Genomic DNA, 20,379 nt, shown 5'->3' with positions numbered 1-20,379 from the left:
TGGCGATCGTCTGTTGCTGGGTATACGTGCGCCACTACCGTTTCCACTGGATAAGGAGCAGTCATGGGCGACAGCGGACCCGAAGAAGCCGTCAAGGGAATCGTCGAGGACGTCAAGGGCAAGGCCAAGGAAGTCGTCGGCATCGTCACCGACCGCGACGACCTCAAGGAAGAGGGCCAGGCCCAGCAGGACAAGGCCGAGGCTCAACGCGACGTCGCCAAGAAGGAAGCCGAGGCGGATGCCGCTCGCGCCGCCGAGAAGGCCGCCGAGGCTCGCCAGAAGGCAGCCGAGTAGTTCAGTAGTCGACGACCGATGGTTGGGCGCCCAACTCGGGCGTCCCACCATCGTCTTGGTTGGCGCGCATAGCCCCGTCCGCGCTAGCCGCGGGTGTTCCACGACCATTCGGTCATGTCGGTGACGCTGATCAGGATCAGGGGATCGTCGGCGCGCTGAAGCATCGTCTCCGAGACCAGCGTCTGTACCGTGAAGCCCTCGCTGTGAACCCAGCCCACCAGTTTCCCACCGGCGGCTCGCAAGGCTGCGGCGCATTCCGGGGCGCTCGCGTGGGCGCCGACCAGTAAGTGCCGTACGTCCCCTCCGAGGAGCCTGCCCGGATCTGCGCGACCGAGTAGGCGCGCGAACGCCCAATTGGCATACGCCACTTGCCCATCCACGTCGATGCCGAGAACCGGTGCAGTCAACCGGTCCAGCAGGACGACGGCAGGCATTCGATTCAGATAGTCGATCGTCGCAGTGGGCGGATCATTGCGGCGCCGATCATGCATCTGGTGAACTCCCTTGGCTCGTGCGGGGCGGCAGACGCGCTCGTCATGGGCGTGCACGGGGCTGGACCTCATACGACGCGGTTGCGACGGGTGTGACGGTCTACGTGCAGGGTCGTGCGCATTGCGACGGTGGCGTCGCCGAGCACACCGGCGGTCTTGGCGCCGACGTCGTCCACCGCTGCGATCAGCCCGGTCAACGAGTTCGGGGTCTGGGCGGTGACCGTGAGGTCGATGGTGCGAACACCGCGGTCGATGACCGCCCTGCCCCGCGCCGAGTGGGCATCGGTGCTGGCCTCGAGTGCGCGGGCGGCCGCGCTGGCTACGTCACCGATGTCGGCGGTGACCGTCCCAGCCTCGCCGACCACCAACCGCAGCTGCTTGACCCTGGACTTCGGGGTGTGCGTCAGCAGCCACCGCAGCGCGACCAGCACCAGCAACAGACCCACGGCAGCCACGACCCAAGGCCACCAATCGGTTTGGCTCGCCGAGACCAACTCCGGTGCCGTGATGACTTCGGGGGTGTGCGGGATCCAGTTCGTGTTCCATACCAGCAGCCCGGCTCCGATGGCGATCATCGCGAGCCCGAAGACCAGGGCGGCCAATCTGTCGACGGTCGTGGCCAGGCGGGTCATCTACGCATCTCCTCTGCGAGTGCGGACGCGAACCTTGACCGGTTCGCGCAGGATGGCGACGGCGTGACGCACGGAATCGGCGACGGCCGCGTCGATGCCGGTGGCACCGCTGCCACCGGTGGTGTGAGCGGTGACGGTGATCTTGCGCAGCGTCGCAGTCGAGCGCGCCCGCAGCACCCCGGGAACGTCCTCTGCGACAGCAGTCGCCAGCCGCGCCAGGTCGGCCGGGCCGATCCACACGCTGCTCTGGGCGTTCACGGCGGTGGCAGTGCGACGCCGCGGCCGCAATGCCGACAGCACCGACCACACGCCGATGAGCACGGCGACCACGCCCACCGGGATCATCCATCCGGCGAAGCTCAGCCCGTCGAGCCAGCCGACGGTGCTCGCCGTCCACGACATGCCGTCGAGCCAGCCGGCGGCGACTGCACCGTCCCGCAGACCCACCACTCCAAGGCCGAGCAGCAGTACGGCGATCAACGTGCCGACGTACCCCGCGGCGGGCGCCGCGACCGGCGCCTTCGCAGGGGTGAGCGGCGTTGCCGCCTGATCGTCGGCCGACGAGGACGTCCGCCCGAGTGTCGCCGTCATGACAGATTCCTTCCGTGTTCGTCATCGGAGACGACGGCCTCGATGGACACGTCGACGCCGTCGACCTGAAATCCCGCGGAGTCAGTGAGGGCACGGGTGACGTTGCGCTGCACCGCAATCCCGACGGCAGCCAGGGATGCGGGCCACACCACGGCAATGCTGAGGTGCGCGCGCACCCTGGTGGCGGAGACGTCGACCCGGGCACGCGGAAGATCACGCCCGGTCAACTTGTCCAGACCGGCGGCCCTGGCGCGCACGCCTGGCGTGGCGAGCGCGGCGTGCACGGCCACCCGCTGGGCGACCTTGTCGCGCACTACGAGCGAGCCACGTTCACCGGGATCGACGGGTTCGGCTCCGTCGACGGGTGGTTGGCTAGCCACGACCGCGTCCCCGGAGCAGGGCCGCTAGGTCGAACTCACCATCGCGGTGGCCGCCGAGCAGGTATCCCACCGCACCCAGGATCAGCGCGACGAGGAACCCGGTGAACCCGCCGGCGGCGGCGGCCACGCCGAGCAGCAGCCCGGCGATGAGGCCCAAACTGGACGTTGTCATGAAATCCTCCGAAGGTCGTTGAGCTGCAGCGCTTCTGCAGCCCGGAAGGCGGTGCTGGTGGTGGTCTAAAGGGTGATGTAACGCCGGCGGCCCAGCGGGAGCCGGCTGCGGGTGCGGCGCAGCGACCGCCACGCCACCGACAGCCGACTCCGCCGGATGACGACGGCGTCGGGCTCTGATCGACCGGGCCCGCCGGGCTGCACCCCGAACCTTCGGTCGATGGCTGCCAGGGCGGCCACGAGTCGATCGGCGTCGCCGCCGACATCGGGGTGCAACGAGCGCACCGCGGCGCGGCGGGCGCTGGCCCGGTCGCCGAGGTGCTCCCACCGGACCTCGGTCACGGCCGGGGGGCCGGGTCGGCCACGTCCGAAGCATCTTCCGCCGAGACGTCCTCTGTCACGACGTCCTCGACGGTGACGTCCACCGGACCGCCGACGATGCCGCCGACCACCTCGCGGACGCGGGCCGCCGTCTCGCGCACTGGTGCGCCGAAGTACAGCGTGACGTGAACCTCGGTGAGTTCCTCGCGGATGCGGATGCCCGCCACGACGCGCCCGGGCAGATACGTTCCGACCTCGCCGAACATTCCGGCGTGCAGGTCGGCGACGCCGGGCACCCCCCGCACCGCGGCCGCGACCACGTCGGCAGTCTCAGTCATCGAGGGCCTCCGCTGTCGGCGTCACTGGACCCGGGTGGTGGTGAGCTCGTCGGAGCCGTCCTCGTCGTCCTCGAGGTGAACGTCGTGCACGGTGACGTTGACCTCGGTGACCTCGAGCCCGGTCATCCGCTCGATGGCGGCGATCACGTTGCGGCGCAGTCCGTTCGCCAGGTCTGCGATGGACACTCCGTACTCGGCGACGATGTCGACGTCGACGGCGGCCTGCTTCTCCCCGACCTCCACCGACACGCCCTGGGAATGGTTGACGCTGGCACCGGGGATCCGCTCGCGCAGAGCGCCGACGACGCGCGACGCGCCGCCACCGAGGGCATACACCCCGTGTACCTCCTTGGCGGCGATGCCGGCGATCTTCGACACGACGGTGTCGGCGATCGTGGTCTTGCCGTGGGTGCTGGCCAGCGTGGCCTCGCCTCGTGCGGCGACGCCCTCGCTCTTGGTGCTGGCTGGCTGGGTGCTGGTCATCGTGTCCTCACTCCTTCGAATCCGTGATTGGCCTACGTGGTGTAGTCGGGGCGAACGGCTCGATGCGAATGCCACAGACGCGTGATCCGTACCACATCCCGAGTCGGCCATGCCAGACTGCGGTGATCCTCCGTGCGCTACCGTGCCACCGGATCGACGGACCGGACGGTGCCGACCGACCCACGAAGGAGCAGGCGTGAGTGTCAACCGGGGTGCGGTCGACCTGGCCGAGGCCGGGGACGCGGCGCTGGCAAGTGCCGCCGCCCTCGGCGACCGGGCCGCCTTCGAAGTGCTGGTGCACCGGTACGGCCCGGTGCTGTACCGCTACGCCCGTCGGATGCTGGCCAACGAGCACGACGTCGGCGACGCGGTGCAGGAGACCTTCGTCGCCGCCTGGCGCCAAATCGGCAACTTTCGCGGCGGGTCGTCACTGAAGACCTGGCTGTTCTCCATCTGCGCACGCAAGATCGTCGACACCTATCGGGTCAAACGCGCCCAACCCATCGACGACATGGCCTTGAACGTGATACCCGCGACCGATTCCGCGAGCGATCCGTTCGTGTCGGCCTCGTCAACGGAGTTCCTGACCGCGCTGGAGACCGCGTTGGCCGAGTTGCCACCGCGGCAACGGGCGAGTTGGGTACTCAGGGAGATCGAGGAGATGACGTTCCCCGAGATCGGCGACGTACTCGGGCTGACCCCCGACACCGCGCGAGGGCATCACTTTCGCGCCACCCGCACACTGAGGGAGAGGCTGAGGAGGTGGAGATGAACCAACCCGTCGACCTGCTGGCGCAGGCCGGAGGCATCCTGCGAGACGCGTCCGAACCCGGATGGGACGCCATCGCGTCCCGCGTGATCTCCGCCGTGCGCAACACCCCACGTTCGGGTGGATGGCCGCTCGACGCCGACGGCCCGGACCTGCCCGGCTCGGGCCATCTGCGCGTCAGCGACAACGTGGTGCGCAGCGTGCTGTCGGTGACGCTGCGCCAGCTGTACCTGTGCGTCCCGACCGCGATCGACCTCGACGTGGAGGACGGCGTACTACGCGGCGTACACATCGAGGTGACCGGGAGTTACGGCACCGAGCTTCGCGAGTTGGCCAACCGCATCCGTGCTACCACCACCGACGTCGTCGTCGATCTGCTTGGCGCGACGGCGGGTCGACGGCACCCGATCGACATCACCATCACCGACGTCGTCACCGGCGACCCGCTGCAAGCCTGAGCCCAATCGGGTCGAGCGAAGGGGACGGCGCTCCGACGCCACCGGTGGCGTGCCAAGGGGTGCTCGAGGAGGTGGCGCGCATCGTGCTCACCGACGACGGTGCACCGTGAACCGGCTCACCCCATCGACACTCAGCTGCTCGACACCGCCACCACGACCTTGTCGCCGCGGCGCTCGGCGGCGGTACGGAAGGCCTCTGCGGCCGCGGTGACGGGGTAGCGCCTCGAGACCAGCGCGTCGAGGTCGATGGCGCCAGTGGCCAGTTCGATCGCCCGCGGGTAGGTGTCGTTCATCCGGCGGACCATCGCGAACGTCAGACCCTTGCGCCGGGCCGGTGCGGCCGGGAAGGACGAGCAGTCCTCGGACGGGATGCCCCCGAGTGCGATGCGACCACCGGGCCGGATCGCCCCGACGGCGGTGGCGATGGCGTCGTTCGTCCCGGCCATCTCGACGGCGACGTCCGCACCGCGGCCTGCCGTCGCGGTCAGCACCGCATCGACCGCCTCTTCGGGCGTGAGGGCGGCATCGGCGCCGCAGCTCAGTGCGGTGGCCCGGCGATGATCGAGCGGCTCCACGACGAACACCCTTGCCGCACCGCGCCGCCGAGCTACCTGACAGGCGAGCACCCCGATGGGTCCACCGCCGAGGACCAGCACGTCGGATCCGGGCTGCAGGTGGCTGACGCTCACCGCGTGGATGGCCACGCCCAGCGGTTCCAGCAGCGCACCGGCGTCGTCGCTGAGCGCGTCGGGCAATGGGTGCAACAGATGGTCGGGCCAGGCGAGGCGCTCCTGCAACGCACCGTCCAAGCTACCGTGCCCGGCGAAACATACCGACGGACAAAGGTTGTGGTGTCCGGCCCGGCACATCTCGCAGGTGCGGCAGGCGATGGCGGGATCGACCGCGACGCGGCGGCCGGCATACGGCCCGGTGAGCGCCACCGCGGCGAATTCGTGTCCCGGCACCACGGGATGCTCGATGCGGTTCTCACCGATTCCCCCGTCGGTGAACCAGTGCAGGTCCGACCCGCAAATGCCCACGGACGTGACCGCGAGGAGCGACCAGTTCGGCGGTGGATCACCCGGACCGGCTTCGGCGGCCACCCGCAGATCCCCGACGCCGTGCAGGCGCGCCGCGATCATCGATCCACCCGGCCTCAAAGCCCGGCCGCGACGTGGTGATATACGTCGTTCCACTTCAGCTCGTGGCCGAAGCCGCGCACCGTGGTGGCGGCGTCGATGATCAGTAGTTCGGTGGACGTCATCGCGGCGAAGTCGTCGATGGTCTCGGATCCAACCGCGGTGGTCAGCACGGTGTGGTGCGGGGCGCCCGCCATCAGCCACGCCTCCGCCGAGGTCGACCACGACGGCAGGGGCTCCCATACGGCGCAGGCGACGGGCAGCCTGGTCAGCTCGGCGAACGGCTCGACCACGCGAACCTCGTTTGCCACCAACCGGAATCGCGATCCCATGTCGCAGATGCCGATCACCAGGCCGTCCCCGGGCGCCGCGGTGAAGCGCAGCCGCACCGGATCCTCGCGGTCCCCAATCGATAGCGGATGCACCTCCAGCGTGGGCACCCCCGCCGCGATGCTCGGGCAGACCTCGAGCATGTGTGCACCCAGGATGCGCTCATGACCCGGGGTCAGGTCGTAGGTGTAGTCCTCCATGAACGACGTGCCGCCCGGCAGCCCGTCGGCCATCGCCTTCACCGTGCGCAGCAGCATCGCGGTCTTCCAGTCACCCTCGCCGCCGAAGCCGTAACCGTCGGCCATCAGTCGCTGAACGGCGAGTCCGGGCAATTGCCGCAACCCACCCAGGTCCTCGAAGTTGGTGGTGAACGCGTGGAATCCACCATCGGAGAGGAACTTTCGCAGACCCAGCTCGATCTGGGCGCCGTGCCGCAAGGAGGTGTGACGGTCCCCACCGGGCAGCAACTCGGCCGCGATGTCGTAGGTGCCCTCGTACTCGCGAATCCGCTTGTCGACGTCGACCGGTCGGACACGCTGGACCACCTCGACGAGGTCGTTCACGCCGTAGGTGTCGATCGACGCACCGAAGTGCGCCTCGGCCTCCACCTTGTCCCCCTCGGTGACGGCGACGCCGCGCATGTTGTCCCCAAACCGGGCCACCTTCAGCGTCGACAGCTCGGCGTGGCCCAGCGCCGCGCGCGTCCACGATCCGACCCGGTTCCGCGTGCGCGGATCGCTGACGTGGCCGGCAATGGTCTTGCGGGTGGTGGAGAGCCGGGACTGGACATAGCCGAACTCGCGGTCGCCGTGCGCGGCCTGGTTCAGGTTCATGAAGTCCATGTCGATGGTGCCCCATGGCAATTCGACGCCGAACTGCGTGTGCAGGTGCAGCAGCGGCTTGCGCAGCGTCTTCAGCCCGCGAATCCACATCTTGGCCGGAGAGAACGTGTGCATCCAGGCGATCACGCCGATGCACTCCGGGGTGGTGTTCGCCTCGCTCAGCACGCGGGCGATCTGCTCGGCGTCGGTGACCACGGGAAGCCAGCGCACCTCGACGGGAATCTCGCTGCTGCCGTCCAGCTGCTCGGCGATCCGACGGGACTGCTCGGCCACTTGGTCGAGGATTGCCTGCCCGTACATGGCCTGGCTGCCCGTGATCAGCCAGACCTGGCTCGTGACGAGTCGGGAGGCGATCATCCTTGGTTCTCCTTGGTGTCGATGGCGTGCGGGCCGGACTGGCCGTACACGTTCTGATAGCGCTCGAAGAGCGCAGTCACGTCGTCGGCCGCGATGGGCGCCGCCGCCCCGAGCTGACGACTGATGTGGACCGTGCGCGCGACGTCCTCGACCATCACCGCTGCCTTGACGGCGTCACGGGCCGTGCGGCCGATGGTGAAGGGGCCGTGGTTGCGCATCAACACCGCCGGAGATCGACTGTGCCGCAACGTCTCCACGATCCCCCGCCCAATCGAATCGTCACCGATGAGGGCAAACGGCCCGACTGGGACGTCGCCGCCGAACTCGTCGGCGATCATCGTCAGCACGCACGGGATGGGCTCACCGCGAGCCGCCCACGCGGTGGCGTAGGTGGAGTGGGTGTGCACCACCCCGCCGACCTCGGGCATGTGGCGATAGACGTAGGCGTGCGCGGCGGTGTCCGAGGACGGGTTCAGCGCACCGTCGACCAGGTTGCCGTGCAGATCGCACACCACCATGTCGTCGGCGGTCATCGAGGCGTAGTCGGCGCCGGAGGGCTTGATCACCATCAGGTCGCTGTCGGGCACGCGGGCCGAGACGTTGCCGGCCGTCCAGATGACCAGCTCGTAGTTGGTGAGATGGGCGTGCAGTTCGCACACCTCGCGGCGCAGGGTGGCGACGACGCGGTCGACTTCCGAGGTGAGTGTCATCGCAGGGCCGCCACGGTCTCGTCCGAACCGACGCGGCGCAGACGGCGCATCATGTCGTTGCCCCGGCCGAACCAGTCGTAGAGCGCCACGTATTCGCGGTACAACCGGTCATAGAGCGCCACGTTCTCGGCGATGGGCTGATACGCCCCGCGGGTGCGTCTCCCCATCTGCTTGGCTGCCGCGCGCACGTCGTCGAACGCACCGGCCGCCGTGGCGGCGTGGATGGCCGCGCCGAGGGCGGGCGCCTGCGCCGAGGGAACCGTCGACAGCGGCAACCCCACCACGTCGGCGTAGATCTGCATCAGGAGGCGGTTCTTCAGCAGGCCTCCGGCGACCACCAATTCGTTGACGGGAACCCCGCTTTCGACGAAGGTCTCGACGATGACCCGGGTGCCGAAGGCGGTCGCCTCCAGCAGCGCGCGATACATGTCCACGCACGTGGTCTCCAGCGTCTGCCCGACGATGACGCCCGACAGTTCGTGGTCGACGAGCACCGAGCGGTTGCCGCTGTGCCAGTCGAGCGCGACCAGGCCGTGTTCACCGACCCGTTGGCGGCTCGCCAGTTCGGTCAGGTGTTCGTGCAGCGACACCCCGCGGCGGCGCGCCTCGACCTGGTAGGACTCGGGCACGCAGTTGTCGATGAACCAGGCGAAGATGTCTCCGACGCCGGACTGGCCGGCCTCGTAACCCCAAGCACCCGCCAGGATTCCACCGTCGACGGCACCGCACATGCCGGGGACTTCGCGCAGCACGTCGGAGTTCATCACGTGGCATGTCGACGTACCGATGATCGCCACCAGCTCACCCGACTCCAGTGCGTCGGCGGCGGCGACGGTGACGTGCGCGTCGACGTTGCCGAAGGCGACCGCGATGCCCTCGGGCAGGCCGGTCCATGCCGCAGCCTGAGCGGTCAGCACACCCGCACGATCGCCGAGGAATCCGATCGGCTGGTCCAGCTTCTCGGAGACGAAGTCGGCGAAGCCGGGATGGAGTTCGGCCAGGAACTCGCGTGAGGGGTATTCACCGTCCTGTCGGATGCCCTTGTACCCGGCGGTGCAGGCGTTTCGGACGTAGCTGCCACACAGTTGCCACACGATCCAGTCGGCCGCCTCGACGAACCGGTCGATCGCCTGATACACCTGCGGATCCCCCTCGAGGATCTCCAGCGCCTTGGCGAACTCCCATTCGCTGGAGATCAGCCCGCCGTAGCGCGGCAGCCACTTCTCGTCGCGGCGCGTGGCGACCGCGTTGATGCGATCGGCCTGCGGTTGCGGTGAATGGTGGCGCCACAGCTTGGCGTAGGCATGGGGGCGGTCGGCGAATTCGTCGAGTTCGCACAGCGGAGTACCGTCGCCGCGCACCGGCACCATGGTGCACGCCGTGAAGTCGGTGCCGATGCCGATCACGTCGGCGGGGTCGATGCCCGCCTTGGTCACCGCCTCGGGCACCGCGATGCGCAGCACGTCGACGTAGTCCGACGGGACCTGCAGGGCCCACTGCGGTGGCAGCCGAACGTCGCGTCCGGGGAGCGCGTCGGACACCACGCCATGCGCGTACGGATGCTCGGCGCTGGCCAGCTCGTGGCCGTCGCTGATGCGCACCACCAGCGCCCGCCCGGACAGGGTGCCGAAATCGACTCCCACGGTGTACTTCTCGGCGATCATGCCTTCTCCTGATACGGGGCCGTGCTGCCTCGGACGATGAGTTCGGGAGCCAGCAGCGGCACGTGGGTGGTCGAGCCGGCCAAGGTGGCGGTGACCAGGTCGATGGCGTTGCGGCCGATCGCCTGAAAGTCCTGCCTGACGGTGGTGAGCGCGGGGTTGAGGTAGCCGGCCTCGGGAATGTCGTCGAAACCGACGACGCTGATGTCGCCGGGAACCGTCAACCGGGCCTCGGCGAAGGCGTGCAGCACGCCGATCGCCATCTGGTCGTTGGCGACGAACACCGCGGACGCCTGGCCCCGGGCCGCCAGCTCGCGGCCGATCTCGTACCCGCAGGCCGGGGTCCAGTCCCCCTCCCAGTGGTCCCGGGGCTCGAGGCCGGCGGCTCGCATCGCCTGCTCGTATCCAGTGCGCCGGCCCTTGGCCTCGGTCCAGCTCAGCGGGCCCGAGACGTGGTCGATGGCGCGGTGGCCGAGATCGATCAGATGCTGGGTTGCCTGCCGGGCGCCTGCGATCTGGTCGACGCCGACGCTGAGTCCGCGCCCGGACAGGTCGCCCTCCACGACGATCAGGGGCAGGCCCGCGTCGGCGGAGTGCACGACGGCGAGGGCATCCTCCTGCGCGGCGATCATCACGATCGCCTCGACCGACTGGCGCCCGAGATGATCGAGTGCCCCGCGCAGCTCCTCCACGGTCACCTCGGCCAGCGGGACCAGGCTGGAGAAGTAACCCGCGGCCCGCGCGGCCTCCTGCACCGACCGCTGGATGCTCGACGGACCGTACATCGCACTGTTGGTGCCGACGATCCCGATGATGCCCGACCGACGTGTCACCAGTGCCCGCGCCGCGGTGTTGGGCCGGTAGCCGAGCTCTTCGATCGCCTGCTCGACGCGGGCCTTGGTGGCGGGACGAATACTGCTTGCGCCGTTGATGACTCGCGACACGGTCTGGTGGCTGACACCGGCGAGTCGGGCGACGTCGGCCATCACCGGCTTGCCGGTCGTCGGTGGCACGGGGTGACCGTTCATCTGGGCTTCCTCACCAGTAGTCGCTGAACCAGCACGAACATCAGCAGTAGGACCCCGGTCATGATCCGAGTCCAGTAGGAGTCGAGATTGGCCGCCGTGACGAACGTCTGAATGGTGCCGAGCACCAGGACGCCGATCAGCGAGCCCAGCACGAAACCCGCGCCACCGGAGAGCAGTACGCCTCCGATCACCGCCGCGGCGATCGCGTCGAGCTCCAGCCCGATGCCATTGAGGCTATACCCCGAGAGCTTCTGAGTGGCCAGCAGCAGACCTGCCAGCGCCGCGCAGAACCCGCTGATGGCATACACCGACACCCGTGCGCGGGAGGCGTCGAGGCCCATCAGCTGTGCCGACTGCCGGTTGCCACCGACGGCGTAGACCGTGCGACCGAACCGGGTGTGGTGCAACACGTACACCGCGACCGCCACCACGAACAGGGCCACCACCACCGTCCAGCGGATGAACAGAGCGTCGTAGAGGTAGACGTAGTTCAGCCCGAACCGACGCAACAGCGGGTCCTTGATGGGTAGGGTGTCGACGCTGATGACGTAGCAGAGCCCGCGCGCCAGGAACATCCCGGCCAGGGTCGCGATGAACGGCTGGACGTCGAAGTACTCGATTACCAGTCCCATCAGCAGTCCGAGAAGCGGCCCCACCACCAGTACGACGCCGACGGCCAGCGGCAGCGGCCAGCCCGCCTTCAGGGCCGTGGCGACGATCACGGTGGACAGCGCCACCACCGATCCGACGGACAGGTCGATCCCGCCGGTCAGGATCACGAAGGTCATGCCGACCGCCAGGACGATCAGATAGGCGTTGTCCACCAACAGGTTCAGAAACACCTGCGTCGGGCTCGCGAAGTCGTAGCGGGAGACGACGACGCCGAACATCACCACGAACAACACCAGGGACGCTACCGGGGACAGATACTGCCCCCGCACCCGGCGCAGCACCTGGCCGGGTGCGGTCCGAGGCCGGGTGACGAGTTGTGCGGTCACGGCGTCCTCACTTCCCGGCCATCGCCGACGGCGGGACTGCAATGGGCGCTGCCGCAACGGCATCCGGCGCCGGAAGGCCCCGGCCCGGTGGGTCGTTGCGTGATCGGCGGCGCAGCCGCAGCGCGCGGAACTTCGGCGCCTGCAGCAGACAGACGGCGATCACCACCAGCGCCTTGAACACCAGTGTGGTCTCCGGGGTGATGCCCGCGGTGTACACGGTCGTGGTCAGCGTCTGGATGATCAGGGCCCCCAGGATCGTCCCGGTCAGGCTGAACCGTCCGCCCAGCAGCGAGGTGCCACCGATCACCACGGCCAGGATGGCGTCCATCTCGATCCAGAGCCCGGCGTTGTTCGCGTCGGCAGCCGAGATGTTGGACGCGATCATGAGTCCCGCGATGCCGGCGCATAGCGCGCAGAACACGTAGACGGTGAACACGATGGTGCGATGACGCACGCCGGCCAGCCGGCTGGCCTCCGGGTTGATCCCGACCGACTCCAGCAGCATGCCGAGGGCGGTGCGCCGGGTCAGCAGACCGACCAGGGCGAACACCGTCAGGCTCACCAGGATCGCCACGGGCAGCCCGAAGACGAAGCCCGCACCGAGCACCTTGAACGGTGCGCTGGTCACCGTGACGATCTGACCGTCGGTGATCAGCAGCGCGATCCCGCGGCCTGCGGTCATCAGCACCAGCGTGGCGATGATCGGCGCAACGCCGAAGACCGAGACCAGCATCCCGTTCCACAGGCCGAGGCCCACCGCGGCACCCAGGGCGATGCCCATGGCGGTGACGACCGTGCCCACCCCGGCCGGGTCAACGGAGCCGGCGATGTGCGCACAGGCCAGTGCTCCGCTGACGGCGACCACGGCACCGACCGACAGGTCGATGCCACGCGAGGCGATCACGACCGTCATGCCGAGCGCGACCAGCATGGTGGGTGCGCCGTTGCGCAAGATGTCGATCAGGCTGCCGAACAGGTGGCCGTCCTTGACCCGGATGGACAGGAAGCTGGGCGTGACTACGACGTTGACGATCAGTAGCGCCACCAGGGCCAGCGCCGGCCAGATCAGCGGGGATGCACCCAGCCGCGTGCGCAGCGTCGTCATCGTCGTCCTCCCGCGGCGATGAGCGACGTCAATTCGCCGACACTCCGCTCGGATCCGACCTGCGCGACGCATCGACCGTCGCGCAGGATCGCGATGCGGTCGCTGATGCGGGCCACCTCCTCGAGTTCGGCGGAGATGAACACCACTCCCATGCCGTCCTTGGCGAGGTCGGCGACGAGCTTCTGGATTTGCGCCTTGGCGCCGACGTCGATTCCGCGGGTGGGTTCGTCCAGGATGAACAGGCGCGGCTCGGTGATCAGCCACCGCGCCAGCAACACCTTCTGCTGGTTGCCGCCGCTGAGGTTCCGTACCGGTGTGTCGGGGTTGCGCGGCCGGATGTCGAGGGCGTCCATGTAGCGAAGCACCAATTCGTCCTTGGTCCTTCGCGACAGCGGGCGGGCGAAGCCCCGACGTGCCTGCAGAGCCAGCACCAGGTTGTCGCGGACGCTGAGGTCACCGATGATGCCCTCACCCTTGCGGTCCTCCGAGGAGAATGCCAGCCCCTTGGCGATGGCGGCCCGCGGTGATCGCATCGCGGCCGGCTTGCCGTCGACGGCAATCTTGCCGCTGGTGGCCCGGTCGGCGCCGAAGAGCAAGCGCGCCAGCTCCGTTCGACCCGATCCCAAGAGCCCGGCCAGCCCGACCACCTCACCGCGGTGCACGTCGAGGTCGACGGGCTGCAAGCGAGGCTTGCGACCGAGGCCCCTGGCACTGAGCACCGTCTGGCCGGTGGTGACGGCGGCAGCGGCGTCGCCGATCTCCTCCAGCAGGTCGAGGTCGTGTCCAAGCATCGCCGCCACCAGCGACACCCGGTCCAACGCTGCCGTCGGGTATTCGCCGACCAGACGGCCGTTGCGCAGCACCGTCATTCGATCAGCCACCTCGTAGACCTGATCGAGGAAGTGCGATACGAACAGGATGGCGGTCCCGCCGTCGCGCAGGCGACGCATCACCCGGAACAACTCGCCGACCTCGTCGGCGTCGAGACTCGAGGTCGGCTCGTCGAGGATCAGCACGCGGGCGAACACGGCCGTCGCACGCGCGATCGCGACGAGCTGCTGAACCGCGATCGGATGGGCACCCAAAAGGGACCTGGGGTCGATGGTGAGGTCCAGTTCGCCGAGCAGTTCGGCGGCGGCGGCGTTCATCGCGCGATGGTCGATGCGGCCGAACCGGCGGGGTTCGCGGCCGAGCAGGATGTTCTCCGCCACGGTGAGATTGGCGCAGAGGTTGACCTCTTGATAGACGGTGCTGATGCCAGCTTCTTGCGCCTGCCGCGGGCCGCCGAAGCGCTGCGGCACACCGTCGACGACGATGCTGCCCGCGGCGACGTCGTGAACCCCGGTGAGCGCCTTGATCAACGTCGACTTGCCGGCGCCGTTCTCCCCCATCAGTGCGTGGATCTCACCGGGGAACAGCCGGAAGTCGACCCCGTCGAGCGCCTTGACGCCTGGGAACTCGACGGTGACGCCCTGCATCTGGACCACGGGGGTCGCGTCGGGCCCGGAGCCGGGTGCGGCCTTCGGGGTTCGGGTCATCGGGGTGGGAGTCATGCGGACGTCAGTACTTGCGGCTGGGCAGAGCGGCCTGCGCCTGCTGCTGGTCGAAGGTCTGGTCCGGCGTGACGACACGGGCGGGCACCGGTTGCCCAGCGACGACCTTCTTGGCCAGATCCATCAGCTGCGGTCCGAGTAGCGGGTTGCACTCGACGATGAAGTCGATCTTCCCGTCGGCAAGGGCCTGCATTCCGTCGTGGGTGGCGTCGATGGCCACGATCTTGATGTCCTGGCCCGGCTTGAGGCCGGCGGCCTCGATCGCCTCGACCGCACCGAGGGCCATGTCGTCGTTCTGCGCGAAGACCATGTCGATCTTCGGGTTGGCCTTGAGGAACGCCTCCATCACCTGCTTGCCGCCGGACCGGGTGAAGTCACCGGTCTGGGACGCGATCACCTTGAGGTTGGGGTTGGCGGCGATGGCGCCGGAGAAGCCGGTGCTGCGCTCGAGCGCGGGATCCGACCCGGTCGTGCCCTCGAGTTGCACGATGTTCACCGGACCGGGGGCCGACGCGAACTGCTTGACCGTCCATTCCCCTGCCCACTTGCCCTCCTGGACGAAGTCGGCCCCAAGGAACGTCTTGAAGACGTCCTTCTCCTGGGTGTCGACCGCGCGGTCGGTGAGGATGACGGGGATGCCCGCGTTCTTGGCCTCGAGTAGCACCGCGTCCCAGCCGGTACGCACGACGGGGCTGAAGGCAATCACGCCCACCCGTTGCTGGATGAACGATCGGATGGCCGAGATCTGGTTCTCCTGCTCACCGTTCGCGTCGGAGAACTTCAGATCGACGTCGGCGGCCTTGGCCGCGTCCTGAATCGACTGCGTGTTGGCGGTTCGCCACCCGCTCTCGGCGCCCACCTGCGAAAAGCCCATGACGAGCTGTCCGCCGGCACCGCTCGAGCCCGAGCTGCCACCGGGTGCCGGACCACTGCCGCATGCCGCGAGTACGCCTGCCGTCGCGATGCCGAGCACCGCGGTGAGGATTCGGTTCACCACAACTCCTTCGTTGTCTGGAAAGGCCGAGCCGAGCTCGAGCCGGTGCCCTTCGGCAGGCCGCGCGGAGCGGGAGTCGATGTGACCGGCGTTACACGGAGGGGATGTTAACGCTCACATTCACGGGCTGTCAACGAATTGTTAGCGCTCACAATCGGGTCTTCCAGAGGCTTGACAAACGCGTGACCCCCGTCACAAGATCGTCGATGTTAGCGCTCACATCACTGGCGATCCGAGCATCGCGATCGCGGTGGGCGCAGAACCAAATCGGAGGACTTCATGCGTAACGGCTTCATTCGAGTAGTGGGCGCGCTCGCCTGGGTGCTGGTCGTGCTGGTGGCGCTCGCCAGCGCCGGTTGCGGGCGTTCGACGACGACGGAGACGACCGGTACCAGCGGCCAGCGCAGCGGAACGGTGGGCATCTCGATGCCCACCAAGTCGTCCGAACGCTGGGTGGCCGACGGCAACAACATGGCCGAGCAGTTCAAGAAGCTCGGGTACGACACCGACCTGCAGTACGGCGACGACGTCGTGCAGAACCAGGTGTCCCAGATCGAGAACATGATCACCAAGGGCGTCAAGGTGTTGGTCATCGCTCCCATCGACAGTTCGTCGCTGACCGACACGCTGCAGCGTGCGGCCGACGCCAAGATCCCGGTGGTCAGCTACGACAGGTTGATCCGCGGCACCGAGAACGTGAACTACTACGCAACGTTCGACAACTTCAAGGTCGGCGTGCTGCAGGCGAGCTACATCGCCGACAAGCTGGAGCTGGCACAGGGCAAGGGCCCGTTCAACATCGAGCTGTTCGCCGGGTCTCCCGACGACAACAACGCGACGTTCTTCTTCAAGGGCGCGATGAGCGTGCTGCAGCCGTACCTCGACAGCGGAAAGCTCGTCGTCAAGAGCGGTCAGACGTCGTTCGATCAGGTGGCGACATTGCGGTGGGACGGCGGGCTCGCGCAGTCGCGAATGGACAACCTGCTGAGCAAGGCCTACACCAGCGGCCGGGTCGACGCTGTCCTCTCACCGTACGACGGCATGTCGCTGGGCATCATCTCGGCACTGAAGAGCGCGGGCTACGGCACGCCGACCAACCCGCTGCCCATCGTCACCGGCCAGGACGCCGAGCTGGCGTCGGTGAAGTCGATCATCGCCGGCGAGCAGACGCAGACGGTGTTCAAGGACACCCGCGAGTTGGCGAAAGCCGCTGTGCAGATGGCGGATTCATTGCTCACCGGCGGTAAGCCCGAGGTGAACGACACCACGACCTACGAGAACGGCGTGAAGACGGTGCCGGCGTTCCTGCTGCAACCCGTCAGCGTGGACAAGACCAACTACCAGAAGGTGCTGATCGACTCCGGGTACTACACCGCGGGGCAGCTGGCGTGACGGTCGACCAGGCCGCACCTCCCCTGCTCGAAATGCGAGGCATCACCAAGCGATTCGCGGGTGTCACGGCACTCGACGACGTCAATCTGGTGGTGCGCACCGGCGAGATCCACGCCATTTGCGGGGAGAACGGCGCCGGGAAGTCGACGCTGATGAAGGTGCTCAGTGGCATCCACCCGCACGGCAGCTACGAGGGTGAGGTCGTCTTCGATGGCCAACCCGGCGAGTTCAAGGACATCAGGTCCAGCGAGCGACGGGGCATCGGCATCATCCACCAGGAGCTGGCCCTGGTGCCGGTGCTCTCGATCGCGGAGAACATCTTCCTGGGCAACGAGCACGCCACGGCCGGCGTGATCAGCTGGCACGAGACGATGACCGACGCCGCCCGCTTGCTCGAGCGGGTGGGACTGTCGGAGAGCCCGCGCACCAGGATCGCCGACATCGGAGTGGGCAAGCAGCAGCTCGTCGAGATCGCCAAGGCGTTGTCGAAGAAGGTCAAGCTGCTGATCCTCGACGAGCCGACGGCGGCGCTCAACGACGAGGACAGTCGCCACCTGCTCGACCTCATCCTGGAGCTCCGGGACCAGGGCCTGACGTGCATCATCATCTCGCACAAGCTGAACGAGGTGATGCGAGTCGCCGACACCATCACCATCCTGCGCGACGGCCACACCATCGAGACGCTGCCGGTCCAGCACGACCTCACCGAGGAACACGTCATCCGCGGCATGGTGGGGCGCGACATGGTCGACCGCTTCCCCGAGCGCAGTGCGCACCCGATCGGCGAGGTCACCTTCGCCATCGAGGACTGGACGGTGTTCCATCCGGTGGATCAGCAGCGCAAGGTGGTCGACGGCGTGTCGATCAACGTGCGCCGCGGCGAGGTCGTCGGGCTGGCCGGGCTGATGGGGGCCGGCCGCACCGAGCTGGCGATGAGCGTCTTCGGCCGCAGCTACGGCATCAAGGCCAACGGATCGGTCTTCAAGGATGGCAAGGAGATTCGCACCCGTACGGTGCCCGAAGCCATTTCCCACCGGATCGCCTACGCCACCGAGGACCGCAAGCACTTCGGCCTCAATCTGATGGACGACATCGCGCGCAGCGTCACCTTGGCGTCACTACCGAAGGTCAGCCGCGCGTCGATCATCAACGAGCACGAGGAGACGGTGGTCGCCGAGCGCTACCGCAAGGACATGCGGATCAAGGCGTCCTCGGTGCGGGCCACCACCGGAAATCTGTCCGGTGGCAATCAGCAGAAGGTGGTGCTGAGCAAGTGGATCTACGCCGACCCCGACGTGCTGATCCTCGACGAACCCACTCGCGGCATCGACGTCGGTGCCAAGTACGAGATCTACACGATCATCAACGACCTTGCCGCACAGGGCAAGTCGGTGATCGTGATTTCCTCCGAACTCCCCGAGCTGATCGGCCTGTGCGACCGCATCTACACCCTCAACGAGGGGCGGCTGACCGGTGAGGTCGCGCGCGAGGACGCCAAACAGGAGACGCTGATGCGCCACATGATGAAGGGACGCAGCTAGATGACCACCACCGGAACGGTGAACACCGCCCCGAGTGCACCCCGACCCGCGGCCCCACCCCCGCCGCCGGGTGGCCGGTTGCGGGCCATGCTCCAGGGCAACTTCCGCCAATACGGCATGGTGGCGGCACTGGCGGTGATCGTCGTCCTGTTCCAGGTGTGGACCAGCGGCATCCTGCTCAAGCCGCTGAACGTCACCAACATCGTGCAGCAGAACGGCTACATCCTGATCCTGGCGATCGGGATGGTCATCGTCATCATCTCCGGTCACATCGACCTGTCGGTCGGTTCGATCGCCGGGTTCGTCGGGGCGATGTCGGCGGTCCTGATGATCCGGCACGAGATGCCGTGGCCGGCCGCGGTGGCGCTCTGTCTGCTGCTGGGCGCGGTGATCGGTGCGTGGCAAGGATTCTGGATCGCCTACGTTGGCATCCCGTCGTTCATCGTGACGCTCGCGGGCATGCTGGTGTTCCGCGGTGCCACCCAGTACCTGCTCGAGGGCCAGTCGATCGCACCGTTCCCCCGCAGCTTCAGTCAGGTCAGCAGCGGCTTCCTACCCGAGCTCGGCGGCAACGGGCTCTACCACTGGCCCACCGTGATCCTCGGCGTGTTGGTGATGGCCGCCGCGGTCTGGCAACAGGTACGGCAGAGGCGGACGCAGTCCCGCTACGGTTTCGAGGTCTCCCCGCTGGGCTGGTTCGCCTTCAAGTGCCTGGCCATCGTCGCCGCTCTGGCTGCCTTCACCCTCCTGCTGGCCAGCTACCGTGGCGTGCCCGTGGTCGGCATCATCCTGGCGGTGGCGTTCGTCGCCTACGCGTTCGTCATGCGCAGCACCGTCTTCGGCCGGCAGGTGTACGCGGTCGGCGGCAACGTCGCGGCGGCCAGGCTCTCCGGGGTGAAGACCAAACGCGTGACGTTCCTGGTCTTCGTCAACATGGGCCTGCTGTCCGCGCTGGCCGGCCTGCTGTTCGCCGCGCGACTGAATTCGGCGACGCCGCAGGCGGGGATCGGCATGGAGCTGGAGGCCATCGCCGCGGCGTTCATCGGTGGCGCGTCGGCCAGCGGCGGCGTCGGAACCGTGCTGGGCGCCATCATCGGTGGCTTCGTCCTCGGCGTGCTGAACAACGGGATGTCACTCCTCGGCATCGGCAGCGACGTACAGCAGGTGATCAAGGGCCTGGTGCTGTTGGCCGCCGTCGGCTTCGACATCTACAACAAGAAGAAGGGCGGGTCCTAGCGATGGACCGCTTCGATCGCGAGCTCCTCGACTTCGTCCGAAGCTGGGCGCCGTACGGCGGCCCGCCCGCCGATGACAGCTGGACCGAATTCGGCATGTCGCGCGATCAGCTGCTAAACCGGGCCCGTCAGTTGCTGGCCGAGGAGTCCGCCCGGCGCGAGTACGTGTTGCGCAGGCCATGGCTGCGGCTGCGCGAAGAGGCAGGCGCCGCAGCCCCAGCCGACGGCGGCGATCAGCGCAACCCGTCCCACCAGATCAAGGCGCTCGCCAAGCGCGCGGTGTAGCGGAACGAGACCGCCCCGCGCGCCGGTACGGGAGCCCAAGCAATCACGCGGGCCGGGGGCCGGCCGACGACGATCTCCCGCATCTGGCCGACCAGGAGTACGCGATGGTCAGCCAGATGGCTGCGGCTGGTCCAGACGACGGTGCGCGATCTCTACCCCCGGTGTCCCGCCAAACGGGCCTACACCGCCCAACAGCAGCGCCAGCAGCGGCGCCGCACGGTGCGCTGCATCCGCGGTATTCGCCAAAGCGCTTGCACGGCAATCGCTTCGGGATGGGCGTC

The 20,379-nt window shown here is 68.0% G+C and carries 24 protein-coding genes; 7 read left to right on the top strand and 17 right to left on the bottom strand.

Annotation, left to right across the window (positions count from 1 at the left end):
- Positions 1-63: 63 nt before the first annotated feature.
- The gene (mbp1, locus tag SBI80_RS14165; protein ID WP_318975420.1) at positions 64-294 is read left to right on the top strand and encodes a microaggregate-binding protein 1; all 231 of its coding nucleotides are present in this window, start codon (positions 64-66) and stop codon (positions 292-294) included.
- Between the two features lie 83 nt (positions 295-377).
- Here the strand turns inward: mbp1 and SBI80_RS14160 are convergent, their stop codons facing one another.
- From SBI80_RS14160 to SBI80_RS14125, 8 genes are all read right to left on the bottom strand, one after another.
- A complete protein-coding gene (locus tag SBI80_RS14160; protein WP_318975419.1) occupies positions 378-785 on the bottom strand; it encodes a nitrogen regulation protein NR(II) in 408 nt (135 codons plus the stop codon).
- Between the two features lie 68 nt (positions 786-853).
- A complete protein-coding gene (locus SBI80_RS14155; RefSeq protein ID WP_318975418.1) occupies positions 854-1,417 on the bottom strand; it encodes an alkaline shock response membrane anchor protein AmaP in 564 nt (187 codons plus the stop codon).
- Positions 1,418-2,008: a DUF6286 domain-containing protein gene (locus tag SBI80_RS14150; protein WP_318975417.1), complete on the bottom strand. Its 591-nt coding sequence runs from the start codon at positions 2,006-2,008 to the stop codon at positions 1,418-1,420.
- Positions 2,005-2,388 carry an Asp23/Gls24 family envelope stress response protein gene (locus SBI80_RS14145; RefSeq protein WP_318975416.1) on the bottom strand — a complete coding sequence of 128 codons (384 nt, stop codon included), beginning with the start codon at positions 2,386-2,388 and terminating at the stop codon, positions 2,005-2,007. Before SBI80_RS14145 ends, SBI80_RS14150 begins: the two co-directional genes overlap by 4 nt.
- A complete protein-coding gene (locus tag SBI80_RS14140; protein ID WP_318975415.1) occupies positions 2,381-2,560 on the bottom strand; it encodes a hypothetical protein in 180 nt (59 codons plus the stop codon). Before SBI80_RS14140 ends, SBI80_RS14145 begins: the two co-directional genes overlap by 8 nt.
- 65 nt (positions 2,561-2,625) lie before the next feature.
- On the bottom strand, positions 2,626-2,901 hold the full coding sequence (locus SBI80_RS14135) for a hypothetical protein (RefSeq protein WP_318975414.1): 276 nt from the start codon (positions 2,899-2,901) through the stop codon (positions 2,626-2,628).
- Complete coding sequence (locus SBI80_RS14130; protein ID WP_318975413.1) at positions 2,898-3,218, bottom strand: Asp23/Gls24 family envelope stress response protein; 321 nt, start codon at positions 3,216-3,218, stop codon at positions 2,898-2,900. The genes SBI80_RS14135 and SBI80_RS14130 overlap by 4 nt, the downstream gene beginning before the upstream one ends.
- 21 nt (positions 3,219-3,239) lie before the next feature.
- Positions 3,240-3,701 carry an Asp23/Gls24 family envelope stress response protein gene (locus SBI80_RS14125; RefSeq protein WP_318975412.1) on the bottom strand — a complete coding sequence of 154 codons (462 nt, stop codon included), beginning with the start codon at positions 3,699-3,701 and terminating at the stop codon, positions 3,240-3,242.
- Positions 3,702-3,897: 196 nt separating this feature from the next.
- On the opposite strand from SBI80_RS14125, the gene SBI80_RS14120 reads away from it, so the two are divergent.
- Together SBI80_RS14120 and SBI80_RS14115 are read left to right on the top strand one after the other, a co-directional pair.
- A complete protein-coding gene (locus SBI80_RS14120; RefSeq protein WP_318975411.1) occupies positions 3,898-4,473 on the top strand; it encodes an RNA polymerase sigma factor in 576 nt (191 codons plus the stop codon).
- On the top strand, positions 4,470-4,928 hold the full coding sequence (locus SBI80_RS14115; protein ID WP_318975410.1) for a hypothetical protein: 459 nt from the start codon (positions 4,470-4,472) through the stop codon (positions 4,926-4,928). The genes SBI80_RS14120 and SBI80_RS14115 overlap by 4 nt, the downstream gene beginning before the upstream one ends.
- Before the next feature lie 131 nt (positions 4,929-5,059).
- Here SBI80_RS14115 and SBI80_RS14110 read toward each other — a convergent pair whose 3' ends face one another.
- The 9 genes from SBI80_RS14110 to SBI80_RS14070 are packed head-to-tail and all read right to left on the bottom strand — an operon-like array spanning position 5,060 to position 15,645.
- Complete coding sequence (locus SBI80_RS14110; protein WP_318975409.1) at positions 5,060-6,070, bottom strand: zinc-dependent alcohol dehydrogenase; 1,011 nt, start codon at positions 6,068-6,070, stop codon at positions 5,060-5,062.
- A gap of 14 nt (positions 6,071-6,084) precedes the next feature.
- Positions 6,085-7,596, bottom strand: a complete 1,512-nt coding sequence (gene araA / locus SBI80_RS14105) for an L-arabinose isomerase (RefSeq protein ID WP_318975408.1) — start codon at positions 7,594-7,596, stop codon at positions 6,085-6,087.
- Positions 7,593-8,306, bottom strand: a complete 714-nt coding sequence (locus tag SBI80_RS14100; protein WP_318975407.1) for an L-ribulose-5-phosphate 4-epimerase — start codon at positions 8,304-8,306, stop codon at positions 7,593-7,595. Before SBI80_RS14100 ends, araA begins: the two co-directional genes overlap by 4 nt.
- Positions 8,303-9,970 carry a ribulokinase gene (gene araB / locus SBI80_RS14095; RefSeq protein ID WP_318975406.1) on the bottom strand — a complete coding sequence of 556 codons (1,668 nt, stop codon included), beginning with the start codon at positions 9,968-9,970 and terminating at the stop codon, positions 8,303-8,305. The genes SBI80_RS14100 and araB overlap by 4 nt, the downstream gene beginning before the upstream one ends.
- Complete coding sequence (locus SBI80_RS14090; RefSeq protein WP_318975405.1) at positions 9,967-10,980, bottom strand: LacI family DNA-binding transcriptional regulator; 1,014 nt, start codon at positions 10,978-10,980, stop codon at positions 9,967-9,969. Before SBI80_RS14090 ends, araB begins: the two co-directional genes overlap by 4 nt.
- Before the next feature lie 11 nt (positions 10,981-10,991).
- A complete protein-coding gene (locus SBI80_RS14085) occupies positions 10,992-11,993 on the bottom strand; it encodes an ABC transporter permease subunit (RefSeq protein WP_318975404.1) in 1,002 nt (333 codons plus the stop codon).
- 7 nt (positions 11,994-12,000) lie between these two features.
- A complete protein-coding gene (locus SBI80_RS14080; RefSeq protein WP_318975403.1) occupies positions 12,001-13,098 on the bottom strand; it encodes an ABC transporter permease in 1,098 nt (365 codons plus the stop codon).
- Positions 13,095-14,651: a sugar ABC transporter ATP-binding protein gene (locus SBI80_RS14075; RefSeq protein ID WP_318975402.1), complete on the bottom strand. Its 1,557-nt coding sequence runs from the start codon at positions 14,649-14,651 to the stop codon at positions 13,095-13,097. The genes SBI80_RS14080 and SBI80_RS14075 overlap by 4 nt, the downstream gene beginning before the upstream one ends.
- Positions 14,652-14,658: 7 nt before the next feature.
- Entirely contained in the window at positions 14,659-15,645 is a 987-nt protein-coding gene (locus SBI80_RS14070; protein ID WP_318975401.1) for an ABC transporter substrate-binding protein, read from the bottom strand.
- A 279-nt stretch (positions 15,646-15,924) separates the two neighbouring features.
- On the opposite strand from SBI80_RS14070, the gene chvE reads away from it, so the two are divergent.
- Genes chvE through SBI80_RS14050 form a run of 4 tightly spaced genes read left to right on the top strand, consistent with a single transcriptional unit; the run spans position 15,925 to position 20,098 of the window.
- Complete coding sequence (chvE, locus tag SBI80_RS14065) at positions 15,925-17,037, top strand: multiple monosaccharide ABC transporter substrate-binding protein (RefSeq protein WP_318975400.1); 1,113 nt, start codon at positions 15,925-15,927, stop codon at positions 17,035-17,037.
- A gap of 32 nt (positions 17,038-17,069) precedes the next feature.
- Positions 17,070-18,578 (top strand): multiple monosaccharide ABC transporter ATP-binding protein, encoded by a 1,509-nt coding sequence (gene mmsA, locus SBI80_RS14060; RefSeq protein ID WP_318975760.1) that lies wholly within the window; start codon positions 17,070-17,072, stop codon positions 18,576-18,578.
- The gene (gene mmsB, locus SBI80_RS14055; protein ID WP_318975399.1) at positions 18,579-19,814 is read left to right on the top strand and encodes a multiple monosaccharide ABC transporter permease; all 1,236 of its coding nucleotides are present in this window, start codon (positions 18,579-18,581) and stop codon (positions 19,812-19,814) included.
- Positions 19,815-19,816: 2 nt separating this feature from the next.
- Complete coding sequence (locus tag SBI80_RS14050) at positions 19,817-20,098, top strand: hypothetical protein (protein ID WP_318975398.1); 282 nt, start codon at positions 19,817-19,819, stop codon at positions 20,096-20,098.
- The last annotated feature ends 281 nt before the right edge of the window (positions 20,099-20,379 follow it).

Source organism: Mycolicibacterium sichuanense (assembly GCF_033741125.1).
In the GTDB taxonomy this organism is placed as follows: Bacteria; Actinomycetota; Actinomycetes; order Mycobacteriales; family Mycobacteriaceae; genus Mycobacterium.
Note: the sequence above shows the minus strand (reverse complement) of the source record. Positions and strands in the feature narration are given on the sequence as shown.

Coding starts and splice junctions, on each gene's coding strand:
- mbp1 (WP_318975420.1), top strand. CDS start 64: ATGGGCGACAGCGGACCCGAAGAAGCCGTCAAGGGAATCGTCGAGGAC.
- SBI80_RS14160 (WP_318975419.1), bottom strand. CDS start 785: ATGCATGATCGGCGCCGCAATGATCCGCCCACTGCGACGATCGACTAT.
- SBI80_RS14155 (WP_318975418.1), bottom strand. CDS start 1,417: ATGACCCGCCTGGCCACGACCGTCGACAGATTGGCCGCCCTGGTCTTC.
- SBI80_RS14150 (WP_318975417.1), bottom strand. CDS start 2,008: ATGACGGCGACACTCGGGCGGACGTCCTCGTCGGCCGACGATCAGGCG.
- SBI80_RS14140 (WP_318975415.1), bottom strand. CDS start 2,560: ATGACAACGTCCAGTTTGGGCCTCATCGCCGGGCTGCTGCTCGGCGTG.
- SBI80_RS14130 (WP_318975413.1), bottom strand. CDS start 3,218: ATGACTGAGACTGCCGACGTGGTCGCGGCCGCGGTGCGGGGGGTGCCC.
- SBI80_RS14125 (WP_318975412.1), bottom strand. CDS start 3,701: ATGACCAGCACCCAGCCAGCCAGCACCAAGAGCGAGGGCGTCGCCGCA.
- SBI80_RS14115 (WP_318975410.1), top strand. CDS start 4,470: ATGAACCAACCCGTCGACCTGCTGGCGCAGGCCGGAGGCATCCTGCGA.
- SBI80_RS14110 (WP_318975409.1), bottom strand. CDS start 6,070: ATGATCGCGGCGCGCCTGCACGGCGTCGGGGATCTGCGGGTGGCCGCC.
- araA (WP_318975408.1), bottom strand. CDS start 7,596: ATGATCGCCTCCCGACTCGTCACGAGCCAGGTCTGGCTGATCACGGGC.
- SBI80_RS14100 (WP_318975407.1), bottom strand. CDS start 8,306: ATGACACTCACCTCGGAAGTCGACCGCGTCGTCGCCACCCTGCGCCGC.
- araB (WP_318975406.1), bottom strand. CDS start 9,970: ATGATCGCCGAGAAGTACACCGTGGGAGTCGATTTCGGCACCCTGTCC.
- SBI80_RS14080 (WP_318975403.1), bottom strand. CDS start 13,098: ATGACGACGCTGCGCACGCGGCTGGGTGCATCCCCGCTGATCTGGCCG.
- SBI80_RS14075 (WP_318975402.1), bottom strand. CDS start 14,651: ATGACTCCCACCCCGATGACCCGAACCCCGAAGGCCGCACCCGGCTCC.
- chvE (WP_318975400.1), top strand. CDS start 15,925: ATGCGTAACGGCTTCATTCGAGTAGTGGGCGCGCTCGCCTGGGTGCTG.
- mmsA (WP_318975760.1), top strand. CDS start 17,070: ATGCGAGGCATCACCAAGCGATTCGCGGGTGTCACGGCACTCGACGAC.
- mmsB (WP_318975399.1), top strand. CDS start 18,579: ATGACCACCACCGGAACGGTGAACACCGCCCCGAGTGCACCCCGACCC.
- SBI80_RS14050 (WP_318975398.1), top strand. CDS start 19,817: ATGGACCGCTTCGATCGCGAGCTCCTCGACTTCGTCCGAAGCTGGGCG.